Here is a 19,549-nt window from a genome sequence, read left to right as displayed (position 1 = left end):
TTGTTTTTCCACTTTCGAATCGAGAGGCTACCCCCGCCGCCACGGGGTCACGGTCACCTCATGCGCGGCGTCGAGGAGGTAGGGCGCACCCGGCCTCATCCCGCGCGCAGCCAGCACCTCGTGAGGCGTCCGCTGGGGTACGCCGACGAAGCAGCCTTCACCGCCGGGCAGCCGCACATGCGGAGCCTCCGACAGCCAGAACGTGTCGTAGCGGTCCATGAACAGGTCGAACACGACCGGGCCGCCGATGATGGCGACCATGCCGGATGCGACGTCGGCGAAGGCGCAGGCCTCCTCGAAGCTCGCATGCTCAGGATTCCACAGCGTCGCGTTCGGCATCTCGGGATCGACGGTGAGGTCCCTGATCTTGCGGGTCAGGATCAGCCGCTTGCGGCTGGCCGAATTCGGCTGCTGCTCGTGCGAGTTGCGGCCGTGCACGATCAGCGCGGCGCGATCGAGCGCCTGCTCGAAGAACCGCTTGTCACCTTCGAATTTCAACGTCTCAGGCATGATGTGCGACGGATCGGCGAGCATGCCGTCCGCGGAGACGATGACGTAGCCTTCGAAGCGGAAAGACAATGGCCTACTATTCGGAAACGGTGGTCACCACCGAATTGACCGGGCGCTGACTCACCGTCGGCAGCTTGAGGTCCTTGAGCAGCTCCTGGTCGTATTCCGGCAGCGTCGAGGCCGGGAACTTGGCGCGCATCGCGACCACCTTATAGCCGCCGGCCTTCAGCCGCTTGAGCAGCTCGGGCAGGGCCTCCGCGGTGTGCTTCTGGAAGTCGTGCATCAGGATGATGCCCTTGCCCTTGGTGTCGAGCTTCTTCATCACGGTCTCGACGATCTTCTCGGGCTTGGAAGCCTTGAAGTCGAACGAGTCGATGTCGCAGGAGAAGCTCGCGACATTGCGGTTGCCGAGATAGGTGACCATCTCGGGCGGATGCTGCAGCGCCGGGAAGCGGAAGAACGGCGCGGGCGAGATGCCGCCGAGCGCCCACTTCACCGCCGCAAAGCCCTTCTCGATCTCGTCCTTGCGCTGCGCTTCGTTGAGCTTCTTGTTGTTGAGGTTGGCGTGCGACCAAGTGTGGGCGCCGACGGTGTGGCCGGCTGCGTAGACCTGCTTGAGGACCTCCGGCTCGTAGGTCGCGTGCTTGCCGATGATGAAGAAGATTCCGGTGGTGCATTCGTCCGCGAGCGCCTTCAGCACCGCGGGCGTGTTGCGCGGCCAGGGGCCGTCGTCGAAGGTCAGCACGACCTCCTTGTCGCGCAGGAAGTCGAGCTCCTTGAAATGCTCGAAGCCGAAGCCGGGACCGCCCGTGGTGTCGATCTCGACGGTGCGGGCGACGCCGAGTGCGCCCGGTGTGTTGCAGGCCGCGCGGGCCGGCTGCGGCGGCTGTTTCGGCGGAGGCGGATTGACGAAACCCGCCGGCGCCGCGGCCGCTGCTGCGGGCGCTGGAGCTGCAGGGGACGTTGCAGCCGCCGGTGTTGCCGTCGGCGCGGCTTGCGGTGCGGCCGCGGGCTTCGCGGCCGGCGTCTGCGACCATGCGGCGCCGGAGAGCGCCACCGACATCGCACCTGCTAAAATCAGTCCTGCCGCCACGCGCATGGTGATGTCCCTCGAGATTGATCCCGTTGTTCCGCCGTGGCTTTTCGCCTGCGGCAAAAACCGTCCTGCCCAAAACAATCCTAGCCTAGATGGTGGGCCATCGCCATTGCAACGGCTGTTTGATGCCGCGTCGCAATTGTGCCCAGCCGGATGGCGTGCACTTGAGTCGTGCACGTGAGTCAAGTGTCGGCCAGGGCCCTTGCAATCGCGGTCTTGATCCGCGTGTCGGCCGGATCGACGGCGGATGGAAATACCTCCGCGATATAGCCGTCGCGGCCGATCAGGTATTTGTGGAAGTTCCATCGCGGAACTTCCTTCGGTCGGGCTTCCGCGGCCCATTTGTAGAAGGGATGCGCCCTCGCACCGACCACCGCAGCCTTGGCCGTGATCGGGAAGGTAACGCCATATTGGTGGTGTGCGGTCTGCGTGATCTCGCTGCTGCCACCGGGCTCCTGGCCGCCGAAATCGTTGGACGGCACGCCGATCACGGTGAGCCCGCGCCCGCGAAACTCGTTCCAGATTTCCTGCAGGCCGGCATATTGCGGCGTGTAGCCACAGAGCGAGGCCGTGTTCACCACCAGCAGCGGTTTGCCGGTGAACGTGGCGAGGCGGATGTCGTCGCCTGACAATGCGGGGAAGGAGAAGGCGTAGGCCGAGATCCGGCTCATGGCGCCATCGGCGAGGGCGCGCGTGACAGGCGCGAACGCGCCCGCAAGCGTGACGCTCAGCACGGTTCTGCGATTCATCATGACGGCGTCCCCCGAGATGATCCGAGGGCAGATTACTCCGCCACTGCGGCCTCGCGCGTCAACACCGCGTTATCGGTCCTGCGAGAGAGCTAGTACAGGCGGACGATGAAGTCGGTACCTTCGCCGGTCTCGCCCTGGTTGATGCCCTGGTCGGAGACGATGATCGAGCCGCCTGACGTCAGCATCTCGTTGATTTTCGCCATGGTCTCAGTGGGGACCGAGATGCGGTTGAGGGCTTCGGCCGGGCTGTCCGGTGTCACCACCGGTTTTGCGGCGACGGGGATCACGGCGGCACCGCGCTGGCGGCGCGCCACGCGGTTGTCGTCCTCGCGCGCCACGGAACGGGCGGTCACGGGCAGCGACACCACCGACCAGCGCAGCGTGTTGGCGTCGACCTTGTCGAGCTCGGCGGTGAAGACATGCGTACCAAGCGGCCGGTCGCTCGCGGCGATCGTGACAGGCACCTCGAACAGCGGCGCAAAATTCTGCCGCACATAGAGCTTGGAATCCTTGCGGCTGATGAAGACGGCAATCTGGCCGGCCCGCTTGGGTGTGTCCGGCTTTGCCGCCGGCGCAGGATCGGTGAGGCGGCCCTCGTCCTTCTTTGCATCGGGTGCGGTGGCGAGCGCCGGCGCATCGGGTGCCTTCGCGGCTTCCGTTTTGACCGGGTCGACCTTGTCGGCAGGCTTGTTCTCGGTCGCCGGCTTGGCGGCGTCTTCGGACGCAGGCTTGGCCCCTTCGGCCGTCTTGACCTCGTCGGCCGTCGCCGCGGCTTCCTCGCGCGCAGCCGCATGGCCGGTGGTCACGTCCGACAACACGGTATGGCCGACCGAGGTGCGCAGCTCGACCACGCTGTCGGCGCTGGCCGTCTTGGTCTCGACCGGCTTGGCTTCGGTCGTGCCCTTATCGGCCTTGTCAGCGACATTGGTCTGCGGCGCGAGGCTCGCGGCGGGCTGCGGCGGCACGCGCATGGAGGCGAGCACGGGATGGGAGAAGCTTTGCGGCGACACCTGGCCGGGCGCCACGATCACGCGCGCGCCCATCCTGGTCCAGTTCCACATCTTCATCGCGAACGCCATGGGCATGCGGATGCAGCCATGCGAGGCCGGATAGCCCGGCAGCGCGCCAGCATGCATCGCGACGCCGGACCAGGTGATCCGCTGCATGTACGGCATCGGCGCGCCGCTATAGAGGTTGGAACGGTGGAATTTGTGCTTCTGGATGATGCTGAACACGCCCATCGGCGTCGAGTGGCCCTTCATGCCCGTCGACACCGGTGATTCCGCGAACACGCCGGCTTTGTCGTAGACCGTCATCTTCTGCCGGTCGATCGAGACGACAATGACGAGTGGCCCTTGCGGCTTGGTGCCGGCTTCCTTCTCGACAACGACGTCCTTCTTGCTTGCGGCGCCGCGCTTTTGCGGCTTCTGGCGCGGTATTTCGGGAAGCCGGTTCGGCCGGGTGTAGTAGGGCCGGTCGGAATAGTCCGTCCAGTAATAAAATGCTGCGTTTGCTTCGCTGGTTGCGCCGATCGCACCCGCCGCCGTCAACATGGCGACCTGCCACAGCCGTGCCGGCTTGGCAGGCGAACCCCACCCGTTCACGCTGTTCATCCTCGAATCCATTATCCAAATCAGACGTTAGTCTCGCAAAGGGGATACGCGTTCACCAGCAGCGCGGTTCTGCCATCAGCTACTTTTGTCCAAGGCGTAGCAAAAAAGCCTCACGGAGCGGTAAACGGCGGCCTGGTCCGCTCCTCTGCCGCCTTCCTGACCGCCGCTTGCGTTCCTACATTGCGGGGACTTGTTAGCGGAGAACTTCATGTCATCTCGTTTCCCCGGTCTTTCGAGCATCCGTCTGAAAGGCCTCGCTTTATTCCTCCTGGCTCTGACCGCGCCAATGGCCTCGGCATCTGCGGCCGACGAACCTGATCTGATCTTCCGCCGCTCTACCGTGTTCAAATGGATGAGCCCGAACGACAAGCTCGCGACCTATGGTCTCGACGATCCCGAAGTCGAAGGCGTCGCCTGTCATTTCACGGTGCCGGAGAAGGGCGGCTTCAAAGGCTGGCTCGGCCTTGCCGAGGAGGTCTCGGATATCTCGCTGGCCTGCCGCCAGGTCGGTCCGGTCAAGTTCAAGCACAAAATGGAGCAGGGCGACGACATGTTCCGCCAGCGCCGGTCGCTGTTCTTCAAGAAGATGCAGATCGTGCGCGGCTGCGACGCCAAGCGCAACGTGCTGGTCTACATGGTCTATTCAGACAAGCTGATCGAAGGCTCGCCCAAGAACTCGACCTCGACCGTGCCGATCATGCCGTGGGGACCGGCGGACGCAAACGTCCAGAAGTGCGGCGAGTTCTTCACGCAATGAGGCGCTCCGCGTTCACTCCTGCAACGCGCTCGCGTTCACCCGGCGGCGATCGCGCGGCGTCGCAAGGCGCGATCCGGTCAGTCGCACGAACGTCTGCGGCGCCGCCTCGAGGCCGCGGCTCGATTGCAGCGCCATTGCGCCGGTGCTGCCGCGAATGATCGGTTGATCTGCGCGCTCCGTCGGTGGATTTTCATCGCGCGGCGTTGCGCGATTTCCCGCCATCATGGCCATCCCTCACGTGAATGCGCCCGATGATCCGGGCGTCTCGGTTTCGATGGTCGTTGCCGAACCAATTCCGGTTCGACAGGATCCAGCCTTCTTTTGCCGCCCTTTCAGCAGAAAAACGTAAAATGCATGTGAAGCGTGCGCGGCGGCCGCGTGACAACGCCTGGGCGGGGTGCACGTCCGTGCCGGCGCCGGAACTTGGCAGGCGACTTTGGCCTGCCGCCAGACCTATCTGAAATAACTGGCATTTTCCGAGAATTGTTTCGTCGCCGTGGCCGGGACGAAACAATTCTCACGAAGACGAAACCATTTTCAGTTTTTCGCGCATCACGCGCGAAACCGCCCATGGTTATCAGGCTGATAACGACGACGGCGCACCGCCGGTCACAGAATTGGGACACAGATCATGCGCGCGCTCAGCTTCATCCTTGCTTTCGGTTTCGTGCTCGCCGGCTCCTCGTTGGCGGGTGCGCCCGACGGCAATCTCCCTGGTGTCGGTACCTTCCAGTACAGCGGCTCGCCCGTTGCGGTTCCGGCCGCTCAGCCGATCATGGTAGCCGCGCGCTTCTGACTGCACACAACGAAACAGCCGGCAAAACTATCATGTTGCTTCGTCTCTGCGTCGCAGCGTTCGTGTCCCTTCTGACGATCAGCTCCGTTCAGGCGCAGGTCCGCTCACCTTCCAGGCTACCCGATCCGCGTGGCGAATTCGTGCGCCAGTGTGCGCCGCACATGCTCGGGCGCTGGCAGCATCCGGAAGCGGTCTGCGGCTGCCTGCACGATCACGCCGCCGCGGCCGTCGAGGATCGCGATCTGCGCGAAGCGCTGCTGCGCGGCATCAGCGAGACCGGCGTGCCCACCATCGAGACCGATTGGGTACCGGCCTCCAAGCACAGCGAGATCGGCCCGACCTTCACCAAGATCGCCAAACCGACCCTGCAGTGCATGTTCGATCCGGCGAAATAGTCCCGGATCCTTACTTCGTTTTCGGTCCGTGCCGCGGCACGCAGGAACTCGTGCGCGAGACTCCCTTGTCGGTCATCTTCGCGCCGCGCACTTCCCTGAGCTGACCGGCGGGGCAGGTTCCGTCATCCACGAGCACGCGCTGGCCGAGCTTCAGATCGCCGATGTCCTGCTCGCGTCCGACTGTGGCAGCGCGTGCCGTCGAGACAAGCGCGATGGAGATCAGCAGCGAGAGGCAGGTCGCACGGCGCAGCAGCATGATGTGAGGTCCCGGAATCAATGCCGCAATCTAGGGAGCGGCGGGCGATTCTGATAGTGAAGCTTCGTCAGGCCCGACGGGTCGGTCTTCCTTTTGCGGCCAAGGCCGCGCGCGATTCCCTCGCGAGACGTTCGGCGGAGGCGACGAGCTGCGGCACGGGATGTCCGGAAAATCCCAGCACGAAGCCGGGCAGGGGACGCCCGCGCGAATAAGTGTCGGCCAATAGCCAGCCTTCAGCGCCGGCCGCCTGCTTGGACAGCGCCGCCACCGCCGGATCGACGGCAGGATCGAACCGGGCGACAAGATGCAGGCCTTGTGAGGGCACCGGCACCGAAAGCGCGCCACCGGATGCGACTTCCAGCCTCTCGGCGAGCACGTCGCGCGCCTCGCGATAGAGTTTCCGCACGCGCTTCAGATTCGCGGCGAAGGCGCCGGAATTGAGCATGTCCGCCACCGCGCCCTCCATCAGCGTGCCGGGAAAGCGGTCGAGCGCCGCCCGCGCCGTCGTCACGTCCGCGATCAGGCGTTCGGGCAGCGCGCAATAGCCGATGCGCAGGCCCGGAAACAGCGTCTTGGCAAAGGTGCCGAGATAGATCACGCGCTGGAGCCGATCGATGCCGGCGAGCGACATCAGCGGCGCGCCGTCATAACGGAACTCGCTGTCGTAATCGTCCTCGAGCACGAATGCGCCGGCCTGTTTGGCCCAGTCCAGAAGCTCGAGCCGTCGCGGCATCGACATCTGCACGCCAAGTGGAAACTGGTGCGACGGCGTGACGTAGGCCGCGCGCGCGGACGGTGCCGCGATGCGGCCTTTGGCGACGCGCATCCCGTGCTCGTCCACCGCGACAGGCACAGTGCGATAACCGCAATGGACGATGGTTTTTCGCGCGGCGGGATAGCCCGGGTCCTCGCACCAGACCTGGTCGCTGGATTTCAGGATCGCGCTCAGCACGATGCGCAGCGCGTGCAGCGTGCCCGAGGTCAGCATGATCTGGTCGGGATCGCAACGCAGCCCCCGCGCCGACAACAGATGGTCGGCGATCGCCACGCGCAGCTCGCGGCTGCCGCGAGGGTCGCCATAATGCAGGTGCTCGGTTCCGAATGCGCGCATGCGGCGGCCGACGAAAGCGCGAAAACGCTGCACGGCGCGTTCGTCGATATGGGTGCAGCCAAGCGCAAACGCGCCTTGCTTTGGCGCTTCGAGAACGACCTTCGGCTTGTTCGGCTCGGCGGCGCGCTGGGGTATACGCGCCGCGACGAACGTTCCGGAGCCGACCGTCGCGTCGGCAAAGCCGTCGGCGATCAGGCGCTCATAGGCGGTGACGACGGCGTTGCGGCGGAAGCCGGTCTGCCTCGCCAGCGTGCGCGACGGCGGCAGCGGCTCGCCCGGTCTGACCAGGCCGGAGACGATCATCTCGCACAGCGCCTGATAGAGCCGGTGCGCCGCGGAAGCGCCGGCCGTGACGTGAGGGCCGGTGAGGTCGAGCGGAAGCTCGGGCTTGGCTCGGGAGGACGAATTGGTCGGAATTTTTTGCATGGAATTGGAACTATCGCAGACCAAATGCGCCGCTACAACTGCTCCGGATTTCTTCCATCCGAGCAGGAGCGGCCGTGAGCCAGACCGAGACCTCGAATTCCTATCCGACATCGGCACGCAACCAGGTGAAGCGCCGGCACGACCGCGGCTTCTATGATCACGACACGGTTCATCGCATCCTGGATTCTTCGATGCTGTGCCACGTCTCCTACGCAATCGACGGCCAGCCCTATTGCACGCCGACCTTCTTCTGGCGCGAGGGCACCAGGCTGTACTGGCACGGATCGAGCGCCAGCCGCATGCTACGCAACCAGAGCAAGGGCGAGCGCGTCTGCCTGACGGTCGCCCATCTCGACAGCCTCGTGCTGGCACGCTGCGGCTTCAACCATTCCGCCGACTACCGCGCCGTCATGGCGTTCGGCACAGCCTATCTCGTCACCGACCCCGATGAGAAGGAGCGGGCGGTGATCGCGATGGTCGATCGCTTCTTCCCGGATCGCACCGCCGGCCTGCGACAGAGCACCACGCAGGAAATCAAGGCGACGTCCTTCATCGCAATGGAAATCGAGGAAGCCTCGGCCAAGATCCGCGCCAAGGGCGTCGCCGACGACGACGAGGACTATGCGCTGCCGATCTATGCGGAGCGCATTCCGGTCCGCACCGTGCTCGGCGCCCCCGAACCGTGCCCGCGCCTGCTCGGTGGTGTGAGTCGGCCTGCGACTCTGAACGGCTATTCCGAAGGCCGGCTGCTCGAAGATGCATTGCGGGATGCATATTTTCTGGAGTACCCGAACGGCTGAAATCGGCTAGTTTGCGCGCTCCCTGGGACCATTGGAATGTCTGGAGACGCCCGAATGAATGCCGAAACGCAGCAGAGGATTCTTGACGCCGTCGACAGCGGCTTCGAGGCTCAGCTCGCAACCACCCGCGATTTCGTCGCGATCCCTTCGACCCGCGGGGCGGAGGGACCATGCCAGGACATGATCGGCGATCTCCTGCGCGAACGTGGCTACGAGGTCGACGACTGGCATATCGACGTCGAGGATTTGAAGGACCTGCGCGGCTTCGGTCCGATCGAGCACGACTTCTCGAAGGCGCGATCCGTCGTGGGAACTTACCGTCCGAGAACCAATGGCGGCAAGTCGCTGATCCTGCAAGGGCACTGCGATGTGGTGCCGGCCGGTCCGCTGGAATTGTGGGAAACGCCGCCATTCGCGCCGGTCATCAAGGACGGCAAGATGTTCGGCCGCGGTGCCTGCGACATGAAGTCCGGGACGATCGGTGCGCTCTATGCGCTGGACGCGATCAAGGCCGCGGGCTTCAGGCCGACGGCGCGGATCCATTTCCAATCGGTGATCGAGGAGGAGAGCACCGGTGTCGGCGCACTCTCGACGTTGCAACGCGGCTATCGCGCGGACGCCTGCTTCATTCCGGAGCCGACCGGCGGCAAGATGGTGCGCTCCCAGGTCGGCGTGATCTGGTTCCGCCTCCGCGTGAAGGGGCATCCGACCCACGTTGCCTTCGCAGGCTCCGGCGCGAACGCGATCATGGCGGCATATCACCTGATCCAGGCGCTGCAAAAGCTCGAGATCGAATGGAACGAGCGGGCCAAGGCCGACCGTCACTTCAAGACGCTCGACCATCCCGTCAACTTCAACGCCGGCATCATCAAGGGCGGTGACTGGGCCTCGAGCGTGCCGGCCTGGTGCGATGTCGACTGCCGGATTGCGGTGTTGCCGGGCTGGTCGATCGCCGATCACCAGAAGGAGATCATGGCTTGCGTCGCCGCCGCTTCGCGCAACCACCGCTTCCTCGCCAACAATCCGCCGCAGGTCGAATGGTCCGGCTTCCTGTCGGAAGGCTATGAGCTGACCAACGCCGCGGAGCCTGAGGCTGCGTTCGGGAAGGCCTTCAACAGGGTCTATGGCGGCACGCCAGAGGACCTCGTCTTCACGGCGCTGACCGACACGCGCTTCTACGGCCTCAATCACGGCATCCCGAGTCTGTGTTTTGGTGCCAGCGGAGGCGAGATGCACGGCTTCAACGAGTTCGTCGACCTGGAGTCATTGAAGAAGGCGACCAAGGCGATGGCGCTGTTCATCGCGGAATGGTGCGGCGTGGAGAAGGCGTAGGCTTTGTGTCGACCAACAGCCTCTTGCGGCGATACTGGTTTCGTTTCGATGGAATTGAACCGTACAACCCTCTCCAGTTGGGGTGCGGCGTCACGGCCCACGGCTATGATGATGCATTGATCATCCTTGGTCGGACAGTTTTCGAAGATCAAATCATGCCTGCCATAATTGATGTGATCGAAGACGTCGATATCCGAACGCTCGACCAAGGTCATGTTGTTCCCAACATGGAGGCGCCGGTTTGGAGAGGCGTCTGGTTTCCAAAGGGCTATCGGCAGACCTGGTAGCCCTGCAGGCGGAAATAATATCGCGGTCCAGATCCTTTAAGCTTAAAAGAAAGACTAGGATGCCGCCCTGACCGGTGGCAGACTGGCGTTCGGTTAGTCCTCGGGAGCAACGATGCGCGATTGGGATGACGCTTACGCCAATTCGGCCCACATCCCGGGCTCGGACAAGCTGCCGGCTCTGTGGGCGGAGCGGGCGGCGGCCTACCGCGCCGGGCTGAAGGAATTTCGCCCCGACATCGCCTACGGCGCCGGCGAGCGCCAGAGGCTCGATCTGATCCTGCCTGACGGCGAGAGCAAGGGTCTCGTCGTCTTCGTCCATGGCGGCTACTGGATGCGCTTCGACAAATCGACCTGGACCGATCTCGCCGAAGGTGCGCGGCACCATGGCTGGACGGTGGCGCTGCCGAGCTACACGCTGGCACCGGCTGCCCGCATCTCCGATATCACTGCGGAGATCACTGCCGCGATCGCCAAAGCGGCATCGCTCGTCTCGGGGCCGATCCGGCTCGCCGGCCATTCCGCCGGCGGCCATCTCGTCACGCGCATGCTGTGCGACGACAGTCGGCTCGAGTCCGCCGTCTACAACCGCATCGCCGGTACGCTCTCGATCAGCGGCCTGCACGACTTGCGTCCGCTCCTGAAGACGGGAATGAACGAGACGCTGCGCATGACGATGGAGGAGGCGACGCTGGAAAGCGCGGCGCTGCATCTGCCACGAGGGCATTCGCCCGTGACGGCCTGGGTCGGCGGCAGCGAGCGGCCCGAATTCATCCGCCAGTCCGATCTGATGGCGAACATCTGGACCGGCTTCGACGTGCCGACGCACCTCGTCGTCGAGCCCGGCCTCAACCATTTCACGGTGATCGACGGGCTCAAGGATCCGTCGTCACAGATCACCGCGCGCCTGATCGGCCTCGATGAATGAGGCCAGGGACGATCGATCGAGAGGGGCCAGCCATGACGTCCAGCGATTACGATCCCACAAGCGAAGGCGCCGAGACCGATTTCACCCGGCGCATGTCCTACGGTGATTATCTCGCGCTGGACGCGATCCTGGGTGCGCAGCATCCGCTGTCGGAGGCGCATGACGAGATGCTGTTCATCATCCAGCATCAGACCACGGAACTGTGGATGCGGCTCGCCATCCACGAGCTCGCGGCTGCGCGCCGTGCGATCTCACGGGATGAGGTGCAACCCGCGATGAAGATGCTGGCCCGGATGTCGCGTATCTTCGAGCAGCTCAACGGCGCCTGGGACGTGCTGCGCACGATGACGCCCAGCGAGTATACCCGCTTCCGCTCGCAACTCGGACAATCCTCGGGCTTTCAGTCGCGGCAATACCGGCTGATCGAATTTCTGCTCGGCAACCGCAACCACGCCATGCTGAAGCCGCACGCGCACGATGCGGAGACGATCAAGCTGCTCGAAGCCGAGCTCGGGACGCCGAGCCTCTATGACGAGGTGCTGCGGCTTGCCGACCGCAACGGGCTCAAGATGCCTGCTGCGGTGCTGGCGCGCGACGTTCGCGAAACCCACAGCTTCAACGAAGGCGTGCTGCAGGCCTGGCGTATCGTCTACGAGGCGCCGGAAACCCACTGGATGCTCTACGAACTGGCCGAGAAGCTGGTCGATTTCGAGGATTATTTCCGGCGCTGGCGCTTCAACCACGTCACCACGGTCGAGCGCGTCATCGGCTTCAAGCGTGGTACCGGCGGCACTGGCGGCGTCAGTTATCTCAAGCGCATGCTCGAAGTCGAACTGTTTCCCGAACTCTGGCGCGTGCGTACGATTCTGTAGGGATGTCCATGACCCGGCTTCGCGTCTACGACGATACTAGAGCCTTGTTCCATTTGCCTGACGGCGTGATCTATCTCGACGGCAACTCGCTGGGTGCGCTGCCGCTGGGCGTTGCCGAGCGTGTCAACCGCGTGATCACCGAGGAATGGGGCAACGAGCTGATCCGCGCCTGGAATAGTGCAGGCTGGTATGTGCAGCCGCGCCATGTCGGCGACCGCATCGCGCGGTTGATCGGCGCGGAGGCCGGCTCGGTCATGGTCGGCGACACGCTGTCGCTCAAGGTCTATCAGGCGCTAGCTGCCGCGCTCGACATGAGCGTCTCGCGCAAGGTGATCCTGTCGGATACCGGTAACTTCCCGACTGACCTATACATGGCCGAAGGCCTGATCGCGACGCTCGGACGGGGCCATCAATTGCGCCTGGTAGCACCGGAGGAGATCGAGGACGCATTGTCTGAGGAGATCGCCGTTCTGTACATCACCGAGGTCGACTACCGCACCGGCCGCCGCCACGACATGGCGAAGTTGACAGCGAAAGCGCATGCGCTCGGCATCGTCACGGTCTGGGATCTCGCCCATTCCGCCGGCGCGCTGCCGGTCGATCTCGCCGGGAGCGGCGCCGATTTCGCCGCGGGGTGCACCTACAAATATCTCAACGCCGGCCCCGGCGCGCCGGCCTTCCTCTATGTCGCACCGCGCCATGCCGACGGCGCGCGCGCCGCGCTGTCGGGGTGGATGGGCCACGCAAAACCGTTTGCTTTCGAGCTTGCCTATGCGTCCGCGGGCGGCGTCGAGCGCATGCGCGTCGGCACCCCGCCGGTGCTCGCCATGGCGGCGTTGGAGGCCTCGCTCGATATCTGGGACAAGGTCGATATCAAGCAGGTTCGTGCGCGTTCGCTGGCGCTGGGCGATCTCCTGATCGGTGAAGTCGAGCGCCGTTGTCCGCAACTCAAGCTCGTGACGCCGCGCGACCATGAGCGGCGCGGCTCGCAAGTCTCCTTCGCCTTCGCCGGCGGCTACGCCGCGATGCAGGCCCTGATCGCCCGCGGTGTCGTCGGCGACTTTCGCGCGCCCGACATCATGCGCTTCGGCCTCACGCCGCTGTACATCGGCGAGAGCGAGATCGTGCGGGCCGCGGAGATCGTCGAAGAGGTGATTTCAGGGGAGGTGTGGCGACGGCCGGAGTATCAGGTCGTGCATGCAGTGACGTGAGGGTGGTCTCGTGCCCCGGACGCAGTGCAGCGCTTCCCGGCTCTGCGCGCCGATGTCAGCATCGCCATTACCTCGGACGTCATTGCTTTGCGGCTTGAAGCAATTCACGTTGAGCCAACAAAAAGTTGGGAGGAGATCCGATGACGCCGCTCGAGAAACTTAAAGCGATGAAGATGCCGTTCGCCGAACTCAAGGGCGTCGAATTTGTCGAGGCGGAGAAGGACCGCGTGGTGGCGCGGATGACGGTCCGGCCAGAACTCTGCACGCTTCACCACACCATCCACGGCGGGGCCGTGATGGCGCTGGCCGATTCCGTCGGCGCGGCAGCGACCGTGATCAATCTGCCCGAGGACGCCAAGGGTACGACCACGCTGGAGAGCAAGACCAATTTCATCGGTGGGGCCAAGGAGGGGGCCACGGTCATCGCCACCGCCACCCCGGTGCACAGGGGTCGGCGGACCCAGGTCTGGACCACCAGATTGGAAACCGAGGACGGCAAATTGGTTGCGGTGGTGACCCAGACCCAGCTGGTCCTGTGAAACTATGGGACTTTGATTTTATTAACGAATTGGTCGCTTCGGTGCCCGAAACTTGGGCAGGTCTCCGTCTTGAAAATCATGGTGCGATGCACAATATAGGAGGCCTAGGGATTCGAACGCCTCCTCGAGGGAACACCAAGAGGAGTTCTGACGTGGTACTTGAAGACGCCGTCCGTACCGTTCCCGGCTATGTGCGGACCCTGATCCAGCAGGAAGAATTGCCGCTCCTGCGCGATCACCTGCTGAGGCTTGATGCCGGCAGCCGGCACGACCGTTTCAACGGCTTTCTCGACGACAGCTTCATCGAGCGCTACGCCGCCCGCTGTGCCGAGGACGGCACCGTCATCGTTGCCTATATCGTCGAAGGCGTGGTGCGCGGCGCGGCCGAGCTGCACCCGCCGGAGGACGGTTCCTTGCCGGAGGTCGCCTTCAGCGTGGAAGCCTCCGCGCGCCGCCAGGGCGTCGGCACCGTGCTGTTCCGCCGCCTGATCGCAGAGGCCCGCTGGAAGGGCTACAAGCAGCTGCGCATCACGACGGGCGCGGACAATCATGCGATGCGGGCGCTCGCCAGGAAGTTCGGGGCCCATCTGGCTTTCCGCCATGGTGAATCGACCGGCACGATCGACCTCGCCAAGACGCCCGAGGCCGAGCTTGCCGATCTCGCGGCCTCGCCGTTCACGGCCGGGCGCGCGCTTCTCAGCTTCAACAGCACGTGCTGGAAGCTGATCTCGAGCATGTACGGCAATCGCGCCGCATAACCGGGAAATTGCGGACAGGAATCAAAAAGCGGACCGGCCAGGCCGGTCCGCTTTCGTGTTCGGTGCGATGAAAGGAATGCTCAGCTGCGCGTGCCGGCGCCGAAGCGGCGGACGACGCGGCGTTCGACCACGACGGAGCGCTGCGCGCCCTGTTCGCCGGCGATCACGCGGGTGGCGGTGATGCGGCTGTTGGAGCGGGCCTGCTTCTTCACCTCGGCCTGGACGACGTCGAGCGGCATCCCCATCAAGGCTGCGGCGATCTCGGCCTGCTGCGCCTGGTCGTCTGTGATGCCGACAGCGGCGAAGATCGCCTCGTCCAGGGTCGGGGGATCGTGGCGGACGCGCCGCGTGCCATATTTGGTATTCCAGTCTGCGCTCATAACGGCCTCATCTTGATGCCGGATACCTAGTGCCGCCAATGTTGCATTGCAATATGAAATCGGTGCGGCATCTCAGCTATGCACCGGTCTGGTGTCACAGCGGTGACGCAGCACCTGCGCCGACCTCCACCCGTTGCTGAGGCCAACGGTTCAGGGCGGCGTGTCCAGCTTCGGTGAGCCGGTAGATTCCCCGCTCCGTGCGTTCGAACCAGCCATACACATTGTTAAGCAAGATCTTGCCGGCATCGGGGCAGCGTTCGCGCAGCTCGCGCACCGGCTTCGGCCCTTCGGCAAGAGCCGACGCGCAGGCCAGCGCCTGCTGGCGATAGGCCGTCATGATCGGTGCGCGGGTGCTGCCGCCGAGCACGGGGTCGCCCTGGCGGCGCTGATGCTCGGCGACGAGACGCGAGCGCACCTTCGGCTCGCGGCGCGGCGCCGCGGTCGGCGGCTTCACCAGCACTTCGACCTGGCCGCGATCGGTCACGCCGAGCATGCCGAAGCCGAGGCGGCGGCAGAGATTGCGATAGCGTGCGTCGCTCTCGCGTCCCTTGCCCCGCGCGGACATCTTCGCTGCGATCCAGACCTCGTCACCGGCCGGCGCGCGATCGACCGCCTGCAGGATCAGCTCGAGATTAAAGGCAAGCTTGAGCTCGCCGATCACCACCACTGGCGGATCGCCCGCGCTGAGGCCGACGAGATCGCAACCACCGATCTCGCCCTTGACCGTGAAGCCGAGCTCTTCGAGGAAGCGTTTGACGGGCAGGTAAAGCGCGGTTTCCAAGGGACGTCCGATCAGAGAATCAGTTGCAGCCAGTCTAGAGCGTTCTCGGCCCCGATTGAATCGGAGCCGGTGCCTCTAACGTTTTGATCGGAACGCGACTACACCCGGCCACCGACCGGGATCAGGGCGCCCGTGACGCCGCTCGCGGCATCGCTGGCGAGGAACAGGATGACTTCGGCGAGCTCCTGGGGCGTCACCCATTTGGAAAAGTCGGCTTTCGGCATGTCGGCGCGGTTGGCCGCGGTGTCTATGATCGAGGGCAGCACCGCGTTGACGGTAACCTTGCCCTTCCACTCGTTTGCGAGGGCCTCGGTCAGGCGATGCACGCCGGCTTTCGACGCGGCATAGGGGCCCATCCCGTTGCCGGCCTGCAGTGCGCCCATGGCGCCGATATTGACGATGCGGCCGGCCGTGGACTTGGCAAGGTGCGGCAACGCCGCACGCGAGGCGTTGAGCGCGGTCAGCACGTTCAGCGCATGCATGCGCTGCCACGTCGCGATATCGCCGTCGCCGACGGTCTCGAAGGCAAAGCCGCCGGCGATGTTGATCAATGCGTCGAGCCGGCCGAAATGCTTTGCCGCCGCATCGACGGCCGTTTTCGCCTGCGCTGGGTCGGACAGGTCAACGCCCGCGATGTCGATGTGGTCAGCGCTTGCGGCGGTTTGCGAAGACGCGTGATCGATGCCAGCCACGCGCGCGCCGCGTACCAGCGCCGTTTCCGCGACTACTTGGCCGAGCGCGCCGCGTGCGCCCGTCACGATCAAGATCTTGCCTTGCATGATCGTTCTCCCGGCACAGCCGCCCTATGCTTGCAGATAGCGCGTCTTCAGCGCGTCTCGCTCTGCCGTGCCGAGCTTGAGCCCGTCGCGCAAATAGGTTTCGAGATCGCCATATTCGCTGCCGACCGCTTCGAAAGCGGCCGCAAGGTACGAGGCCTCGACGCTGCCGATCGCGTCGAGGACGTCGGCGGGCAGATCGAAGACGTTCGACGGGTCGCGCTTGTAGTGCCGGTTGGTCAAGAGATAATCCTCGGCGATGACCTCGTCCGCCACGCCGAGCGCATGCAGGATCAGCGCGCTGGCGAAGCCGGTGCGGTCCTTGCCGGCGGTGCAGTGAATCACGAGCGGCGCGCGATCTTCCAGCAAATGACCGAACAGCGCGCGGAAGCTGTGCGTGTTGTGGCGCACATAATTGCGATAGGACTCGCGCATGAGCTCGAGCGCCACGGCCGCGGTCAGCGTGCCCTTCGCGAGCTCGGCGCGCAGCCCGGCCACGACGGTCGGCTCGATCGGCAGCGAATGCACCGTGATCTCGTCCACGACGCAGATGCCGGCCGCGCGCTCCTCCAGGCCACGGAAATCGAACGCGCTGCGCACGCCCAGCGCGCGGACGACCTCGATGTCGGCAGCGGTGAGCTGGCCGAGATGGTTGGAGCGGAAGATGTGCCGCCAGCGTGTGGTGCGGCCATCAATGGTCGGGTAGCCGCCGAGGTCGCGGAAATTGCTCGCACCCTGAAGGGCGAGATGGCGGGCGGGGGAGTCCTTCAGGGAGGAGTCTTGCATGGGATCAGCTTGGGTTATGGTTCCACCGGATGCACGTTTGGCGTCCTTGCGGTCTATTACAGGGGGCGATCATGGGCCGGCACAAGGCCATTGTTTTGACGGTCAGCATGCTGGCGGGCGCAATGGTCGGTGCGCGGCAGGCCGATGCGCAGACCTTCCACACCTACCGCTGCGCCGATGGTACGCAGTTCATCCTAGGCTTTTATGACCACGACAAGCGGGCCTTCGTCCAGATCGATGGCCAGCCGGTTACGCTCGCCAAGCGGCTGGCGGTTTCGGGGATGCGCTATTCGGGGGCGGGAGTCACGCTGAGGATTCCCAAGACCGGGCCCGCTACGGTCAAACACCTGAAGCGGCCGGTTACGGCCTGCGCGGTGGTCGACAAGCCCGGGATCTAGGCGCGGGCGCACCTGGAATTAAAAAGGGCCGAAACGCCGTTGTTTCGACCCTTTTTCAAACTGCCGCCGGCCGCTTGCGAAAGCCCGGCACTGTCAGACCAGCAGCTGGCATCAGCGTTCCCATTTGGGCTTGGCTTCGTCGACCGCATCCTGGTGATACCAGCTGTCGCTGCAGATCGAGACGTTCGCGGGCAGCGAAGCCTGATCGGCGGGAAGGCGGGTCTCGCCATAGCGGCGTCCGGCGAGGGCCGCACGGCCGCCGACGGGGAATTGGTAGATCTTTGCAGATCCGTGACTCAGACCATTGTTCATCATTGCGATTCTCCTTGGTCGAAGCGCCTTGGCCTCCATGGTGCGCCCGACTCGTTCGATTGTGGTTACTGGAATCCCCATATCGGCCGCTCATCCCCGATTGGAAAGTGCTGAAAAGGAAATCAGTTTCCGCTCAATTTGTAGGCAGGAAGCCTTCTGCATCCTCCAAGGCACGCTACCGCTGACAACGCGTGGGCTATTCCGAAGGTTGCTGAGGAGGGGTGGGGGAGTTTGCGAAAGTTACCGGACGTTGATGCGCGTTTCATCGGCAATGCGCGGTCGGCGTCCGCTGCTTCTAAATCGGGCGTTTTCCGCCGGATTTTTGCAGTGCAGCTTCGGGCCAAGGTGCGCGGCTATGACGCACGGTGCCGTGGAGGGCCCGTCTGTGGCGAAGAGGAGCCGGAAGCGGTGGAAAACCGCCCGTACTGCGGCCTTTTGGCACGCGAAATGCTTGGGAAAGGCTGGCCGATGATGGCCGGGTACAAACGTGCGGGGGCCCTCCCGGGCCCCCAACCTTTCGCATCATCTACAGAGAGGCTCAATGACCAAGTACAAGCTCGAGTACATCTGGCTCGACGGATATACGCCGACTCCGAACTTGCGCGGCAAAACTCAGATCAAGGAATTCGCGTCGTTCCCGACGCTCGAGCAGCTTCCGCTCTGGGGCTTCGACGGCTCCTCCACCCAGCAGGCCGAAGGCCACAGCTCCGATTGCGTGCTGAAGCCGGTCGCGGTGTTTCCGGACGGTGCGCGCACCAACGGCGTGCTGGTGATGTGCGAAGTCATGATGCCCGATGGCAAGACCCCGCATCCGTCCAACAAGCGCGCCACCATCCTGGACGATTCCGGCGCCTGGTTCGGCTTCGAGCAGGAATACTTCTTCTACAAGGACGGCCGTCCGCTCGGCTTCCCGACCGCCGGCTATCCGGCGCCGCAAGGCCCGTACTACACCGGCGTCGGCTACTCGAACGTCGGCGACGTCGCCCGCAAGATCGTCGAAGAGCATCTCGACCTGTGCTTGGCTGCCGGCATCAACCATGAAGGCATCAACGCGGAAGTCGCCAAGGGCCAGTGGGAATTCCAGATCTTCGGCAAGGGCTCCAAGACCGCTGCCGACCAGATGTGGATGGCCCGCTACCTGATGCTGCGCCTCACCGAGAAGTACGGCATCGACATCGAATTCCACTGCAAGCCGCTCGGCGACACCGACTGGAACGGCTCGGGCATGCACGCCAACTTCTCGACCGCCTATATGCGTGAAGTCGGCGGCAAGGAGTATTTCGAGGCGCTGATGGCCGCCTTCGAGAAGAACCTGATGGACCACATCGCCGTCTACGGCCCGGACAACGACAAGCGTCTGACCGGCAAGCACGAGACCGCGCCGTGGAACAAGTTCAGCTACGGCGTTGCCGACCGCGGCGCTTCGATCCGCGTTCCGCACTCCTTCGTCAACAACGGCTACAAGGGCTATCTGGAAGACCGCCGTCCGAACTCGCAAGGCGACCCCTACCAGATCGCTTCGCAGATCCTGAAGACGATCTCGTCCGTGCCGACCGACAAGAAGGCCGCGGCCTAAGATCCTCCCGGCCCGGGCTGGGGGGCTGGCCCGGGTTGGCATTCAATCCGCCGGAGCGAAGGCTCCGGCGGATTTTTGCATTTTGATGACAACCGTTCCTGTGC

General features: G+C 64.4%; 25 protein-coding genes. 13 read left to right on the top strand and 12 right to left on the bottom strand.

Features of this window, described 5'->3' with window-relative positions; genetic code table 11:
• Positions 1-27: 27 nt before the first annotated feature.
• The 4 genes from I6F37_RS08420 to I6F37_RS08405 form a co-directional block, all read right to left on the bottom strand.
• Positions 28-579 (bottom strand): dihydrofolate reductase, encoded by a 552-nt coding sequence (locus I6F37_RS08420; protein WP_225150921.1) that lies wholly within the window; start codon positions 577-579, stop codon positions 28-30.
• 7 nt (positions 580-586) lie between these two features.
• A complete protein-coding gene (locus I6F37_RS08415; protein WP_225114138.1) occupies positions 587-1,609 on the bottom strand; it encodes a polysaccharide deacetylase family protein in 1,023 nt (340 codons plus the stop codon).
• Between the two features lie 179 nt (positions 1,610-1,788).
• Complete coding sequence (locus I6F37_RS08410) at positions 1,789-2,358, bottom strand: glutathione peroxidase (RefSeq protein ID WP_225150919.1); 570 nt, start codon at positions 2,356-2,358, stop codon at positions 1,789-1,791.
• An 89-nt stretch (positions 2,359-2,447) separates the two neighbouring features.
• Entirely contained in the window at positions 2,448-3,971 is a 1,524-nt protein-coding gene (locus tag I6F37_RS08405; protein WP_225150917.1) for a L,D-transpeptidase, read from the bottom strand.
• A 208-nt stretch (positions 3,972-4,179) separates the two neighbouring features.
• Between I6F37_RS08405 and I6F37_RS08400 the strand changes: the two genes are divergently transcribed.
• Positions 4,180-4,728 carry a CreA family protein gene (locus I6F37_RS08400; protein WP_036000425.1) on the top strand — a complete coding sequence of 183 codons (549 nt, stop codon included), beginning with the start codon at positions 4,180-4,182 and terminating at the stop codon, positions 4,726-4,728.
• A 12-nt stretch (positions 4,729-4,740) separates the two neighbouring features.
• Here I6F37_RS08400 and I6F37_RS08395 read toward each other — a convergent pair whose 3' ends face one another.
• Complete coding sequence (locus I6F37_RS08395) at positions 4,741-4,953, bottom strand: hypothetical protein (protein ID WP_036000463.1); 213 nt, start codon at positions 4,951-4,953, stop codon at positions 4,741-4,743.
• Positions 4,954-5,359: 406 nt separating this feature from the next.
• Between I6F37_RS08395 and I6F37_RS08390 the strand changes: the two genes are divergently transcribed.
• Together I6F37_RS08390 and I6F37_RS08385 are read left to right on the top strand one after the other, a co-directional pair.
• Complete coding sequence (locus I6F37_RS08390; RefSeq protein ID WP_167361658.1) at positions 5,360-5,524, top strand: hypothetical protein; 165 nt, start codon at positions 5,360-5,362, stop codon at positions 5,522-5,524.
• 32 nt (positions 5,525-5,556) lie between these two features.
• Complete coding sequence (locus tag I6F37_RS08385) at positions 5,557-5,919, top strand: hypothetical protein (protein WP_225150915.1); 363 nt, start codon at positions 5,557-5,559, stop codon at positions 5,917-5,919.
• Between the two features lie 10 nt (positions 5,920-5,929).
• Here I6F37_RS08385 and I6F37_RS08380 read toward each other — a convergent pair whose 3' ends face one another.
• Together I6F37_RS08380 and I6F37_RS08375 are read right to left on the bottom strand one after the other, a co-directional pair.
• Positions 5,930-6,175 (bottom strand): DUF6719 family protein, encoded by a 246-nt coding sequence (locus I6F37_RS08380; RefSeq protein ID WP_225125650.1) that lies wholly within the window; start codon positions 6,173-6,175, stop codon positions 5,930-5,932.
• A gap of 67 nt (positions 6,176-6,242) precedes the next feature.
• Positions 6,243-7,712, bottom strand: a complete 1,470-nt coding sequence (locus I6F37_RS08375) for a PLP-dependent aminotransferase family protein (protein WP_225150912.1) — start codon at positions 7,710-7,712, stop codon at positions 6,243-6,245.
• 74 nt (positions 7,713-7,786) lie between these two features.
• On the opposite strand from I6F37_RS08375, the gene I6F37_RS08370 reads away from it, so the two are divergent.
• From I6F37_RS08370 to I6F37_RS08335, 8 genes are all read left to right on the top strand, one after another.
• A complete protein-coding gene (locus tag I6F37_RS08370; protein ID WP_225150910.1) occupies positions 7,787-8,512 on the top strand; it encodes a pyridoxamine 5'-phosphate oxidase family protein in 726 nt (241 codons plus the stop codon).
• A 54-nt stretch (positions 8,513-8,566) separates the two neighbouring features.
• Positions 8,567-9,844 carry an ArgE/DapE family deacylase gene (locus tag I6F37_RS08365; protein ID WP_036000410.1) on the top strand — a complete coding sequence of 426 codons (1,278 nt, stop codon included), beginning with the start codon at positions 8,567-8,569 and terminating at the stop codon, positions 9,842-9,844.
• 5 nt (positions 9,845-9,849) lie between these two features.
• A complete protein-coding gene (locus I6F37_RS08360) occupies positions 9,850-10,131 on the top strand; it encodes a hypothetical protein (protein WP_225150908.1) in 282 nt (93 codons plus the stop codon).
• A 112-nt stretch (positions 10,132-10,243) separates the two neighbouring features.
• Positions 10,244-11,056: an alpha/beta hydrolase gene (locus tag I6F37_RS08355; RefSeq protein ID WP_225150907.1), complete on the top strand. Its 813-nt coding sequence runs from the start codon at positions 10,244-10,246 to the stop codon at positions 11,054-11,056.
• Between the two features lie 32 nt (positions 11,057-11,088).
• Entirely contained in the window at positions 11,089-11,928 is an 840-nt protein-coding gene (gene kynA / locus I6F37_RS08350) for a tryptophan 2,3-dioxygenase (RefSeq protein ID WP_036022774.1), read from the top strand.
• Between the two features lie 8 nt (positions 11,929-11,936).
• Complete coding sequence (gene kynU / locus I6F37_RS08345; RefSeq protein ID WP_225150905.1) at positions 11,937-13,139, top strand: kynureninase; 1,203 nt, start codon at positions 11,937-11,939, stop codon at positions 13,137-13,139.
• A gap of 140 nt (positions 13,140-13,279) precedes the next feature.
• Positions 13,280-13,678, top strand: coding sequence for a PaaI family thioesterase (locus tag I6F37_RS08340; protein ID WP_036000401.1), 399 nt, complete (start codon positions 13,280-13,282; stop codon positions 13,676-13,678).
• Positions 13,679-13,830: 152 nt separating this feature from the next.
• Entirely contained in the window at positions 13,831-14,436 is a 606-nt protein-coding gene (locus I6F37_RS08335; RefSeq protein WP_109143965.1) for a GNAT family N-acetyltransferase, read from the top strand.
• An 80-nt stretch (positions 14,437-14,516) separates the two neighbouring features.
• Here the strand turns inward: I6F37_RS08335 and I6F37_RS08330 are convergent, their stop codons facing one another.
• From I6F37_RS08330 to I6F37_RS08315, 4 genes are all read right to left on the bottom strand, one after another.
• The gene (locus I6F37_RS08330; RefSeq protein WP_036000395.1) at positions 14,517-14,816 is read right to left on the bottom strand and encodes a hypothetical protein; all 300 of its coding nucleotides are present in this window, start codon (positions 14,814-14,816) and stop codon (positions 14,517-14,519) included.
• A gap of 94 nt (positions 14,817-14,910) precedes the next feature.
• On the bottom strand, positions 14,911-15,597 hold the full coding sequence (locus I6F37_RS08325) for a DUF2161 domain-containing phosphodiesterase (RefSeq protein ID WP_225141676.1): 687 nt from the start codon (positions 15,595-15,597) through the stop codon (positions 14,911-14,913).
• Positions 15,598-15,695: 98 nt separating this feature from the next.
• A complete protein-coding gene (locus I6F37_RS08320) occupies positions 15,696-16,376 on the bottom strand; it encodes an SDR family oxidoreductase (protein ID WP_036000391.1) in 681 nt (226 codons plus the stop codon).
• A gap of 24 nt (positions 16,377-16,400) precedes the next feature.
• The gene (locus tag I6F37_RS08315; RefSeq protein ID WP_036000457.1) at positions 16,401-17,144 is read right to left on the bottom strand and encodes a tyrosine-protein phosphatase; all 744 of its coding nucleotides are present in this window, start codon (positions 17,142-17,144) and stop codon (positions 16,401-16,403) included.
• Positions 17,145-17,230: 86 nt separating this feature from the next.
• Between I6F37_RS08315 and I6F37_RS08310 the strand changes: the two genes are divergently transcribed.
• Positions 17,231-17,557: an MliC family protein gene (locus tag I6F37_RS08310; protein WP_036000389.1), complete on the top strand. Its 327-nt coding sequence runs from the start codon at positions 17,231-17,233 to the stop codon at positions 17,555-17,557.
• A gap of 111 nt (positions 17,558-17,668) precedes the next feature.
• Here I6F37_RS08310 and I6F37_RS08305 read toward each other — a convergent pair whose 3' ends face one another.
• The gene (locus tag I6F37_RS08305; RefSeq protein ID WP_036022780.1) at positions 17,669-17,872 is read right to left on the bottom strand and encodes a DUF2735 domain-containing protein; all 204 of its coding nucleotides are present in this window, start codon (positions 17,870-17,872) and stop codon (positions 17,669-17,671) included.
• 538 nt (positions 17,873-18,410) lie between these two features.
• Between I6F37_RS08305 and I6F37_RS08300 the strand changes: the two genes are divergently transcribed.
• The gene (locus tag I6F37_RS08300) at positions 18,411-19,445 is read left to right on the top strand and encodes a glutamine synthetase beta-grasp domain-containing protein (RefSeq protein WP_036000382.1); all 1,035 of its coding nucleotides are present in this window, start codon (positions 18,411-18,413) and stop codon (positions 19,443-19,445) included.
• Positions 19,446-19,549 lie beyond the last annotated feature (104 nt).

The organism is Bradyrhizobium sp. NBAIM08 (assembly GCF_020193935.1).
Lineage (GTDB): Bacteria > Pseudomonadota > Alphaproteobacteria > Rhizobiales > Xanthobacteraceae > Bradyrhizobium > Bradyrhizobium yuanmingense.
This window is presented reverse-complemented; position numbering and strand designations above follow the sequence as displayed.

Coding starts and splice junctions, on each gene's coding strand:
- I6F37_RS08415 (WP_225114138.1), bottom strand. CDS start 1,609: ATGCGCGTGGCGGCAGGACTGATTTTAGCAGGTGCGATGTCGGTGGCG.
- I6F37_RS08410 (WP_225150919.1), bottom strand. CDS start 2,358: ATGATGAATCGCAGAACCGTGCTGAGCGTCACGCTTGCGGGCGCGTTC.
- I6F37_RS08405 (WP_225150917.1), bottom strand. CDS start 3,971: ATGAACAGCGTGAACGGGTGGGGTTCGCCTGCCAAGCCGGCACGGCTG.
- I6F37_RS08400 (WP_036000425.1), top strand. CDS start 4,180: ATGTCATCTCGTTTCCCCGGTCTTTCGAGCATCCGTCTGAAAGGCCTC.
- I6F37_RS08395 (WP_036000463.1), bottom strand. CDS start 4,953: ATGATGGCGGGAAATCGCGCAACGCCGCGCGATGAAAATCCACCGACG.
- I6F37_RS08390 (WP_167361658.1), top strand. CDS start 5,360: ATGCGCGCGCTCAGCTTCATCCTTGCTTTCGGTTTCGTGCTCGCCGGC.
- I6F37_RS08385 (WP_225150915.1), top strand. CDS start 5,557: ATGTTGCTTCGTCTCTGCGTCGCAGCGTTCGTGTCCCTTCTGACGATC.
- I6F37_RS08380 (WP_225125650.1), bottom strand. CDS start 6,175: ATGCTGCTGCGCCGTGCGACCTGCCTCTCGCTGCTGATCTCCATCGCG.
- I6F37_RS08375 (WP_225150912.1), bottom strand. CDS start 7,712: ATGCAAAAAATTCCGACCAATTCGTCCTCCCGAGCCAAGCCCGAGCTT.
- I6F37_RS08365 (WP_036000410.1), top strand. CDS start 8,567: ATGAATGCCGAAACGCAGCAGAGGATTCTTGACGCCGTCGACAGCGGC.
- I6F37_RS08355 (WP_225150907.1), top strand. CDS start 10,244: ATGCGCGATTGGGATGACGCTTACGCCAATTCGGCCCACATCCCGGGC.
- kynA (WP_036022774.1), top strand. CDS start 11,089: ATGACGTCCAGCGATTACGATCCCACAAGCGAAGGCGCCGAGACCGAT.
- kynU (WP_225150905.1), top strand. CDS start 11,937: ATGACCCGGCTTCGCGTCTACGACGATACTAGAGCCTTGTTCCATTTG.
- I6F37_RS08340 (WP_036000401.1), top strand. CDS start 13,280: ATGACGCCGCTCGAGAAACTTAAAGCGATGAAGATGCCGTTCGCCGAA.
- I6F37_RS08330 (WP_036000395.1), bottom strand. CDS start 14,816: ATGAGCGCAGACTGGAATACCAAATATGGCACGCGGCGCGTCCGCCAC.
- I6F37_RS08320 (WP_036000391.1), bottom strand. CDS start 16,376: ATGCAAGGCAAGATCTTGATCGTGACGGGCGCACGCGGCGCGCTCGGC.
- I6F37_RS08310 (WP_036000389.1), top strand. CDS start 17,231: ATGGGCCGGCACAAGGCCATTGTTTTGACGGTCAGCATGCTGGCGGGC.
- I6F37_RS08305 (WP_036022780.1), bottom strand. CDS start 17,872: ATGATGAACAATGGTCTGAGTCACGGATCTGCAAAGATCTACCAATTC.
- I6F37_RS08300 (WP_036000382.1), top strand. CDS start 18,411: ATGACCAAGTACAAGCTCGAGTACATCTGGCTCGACGGATATACGCCG.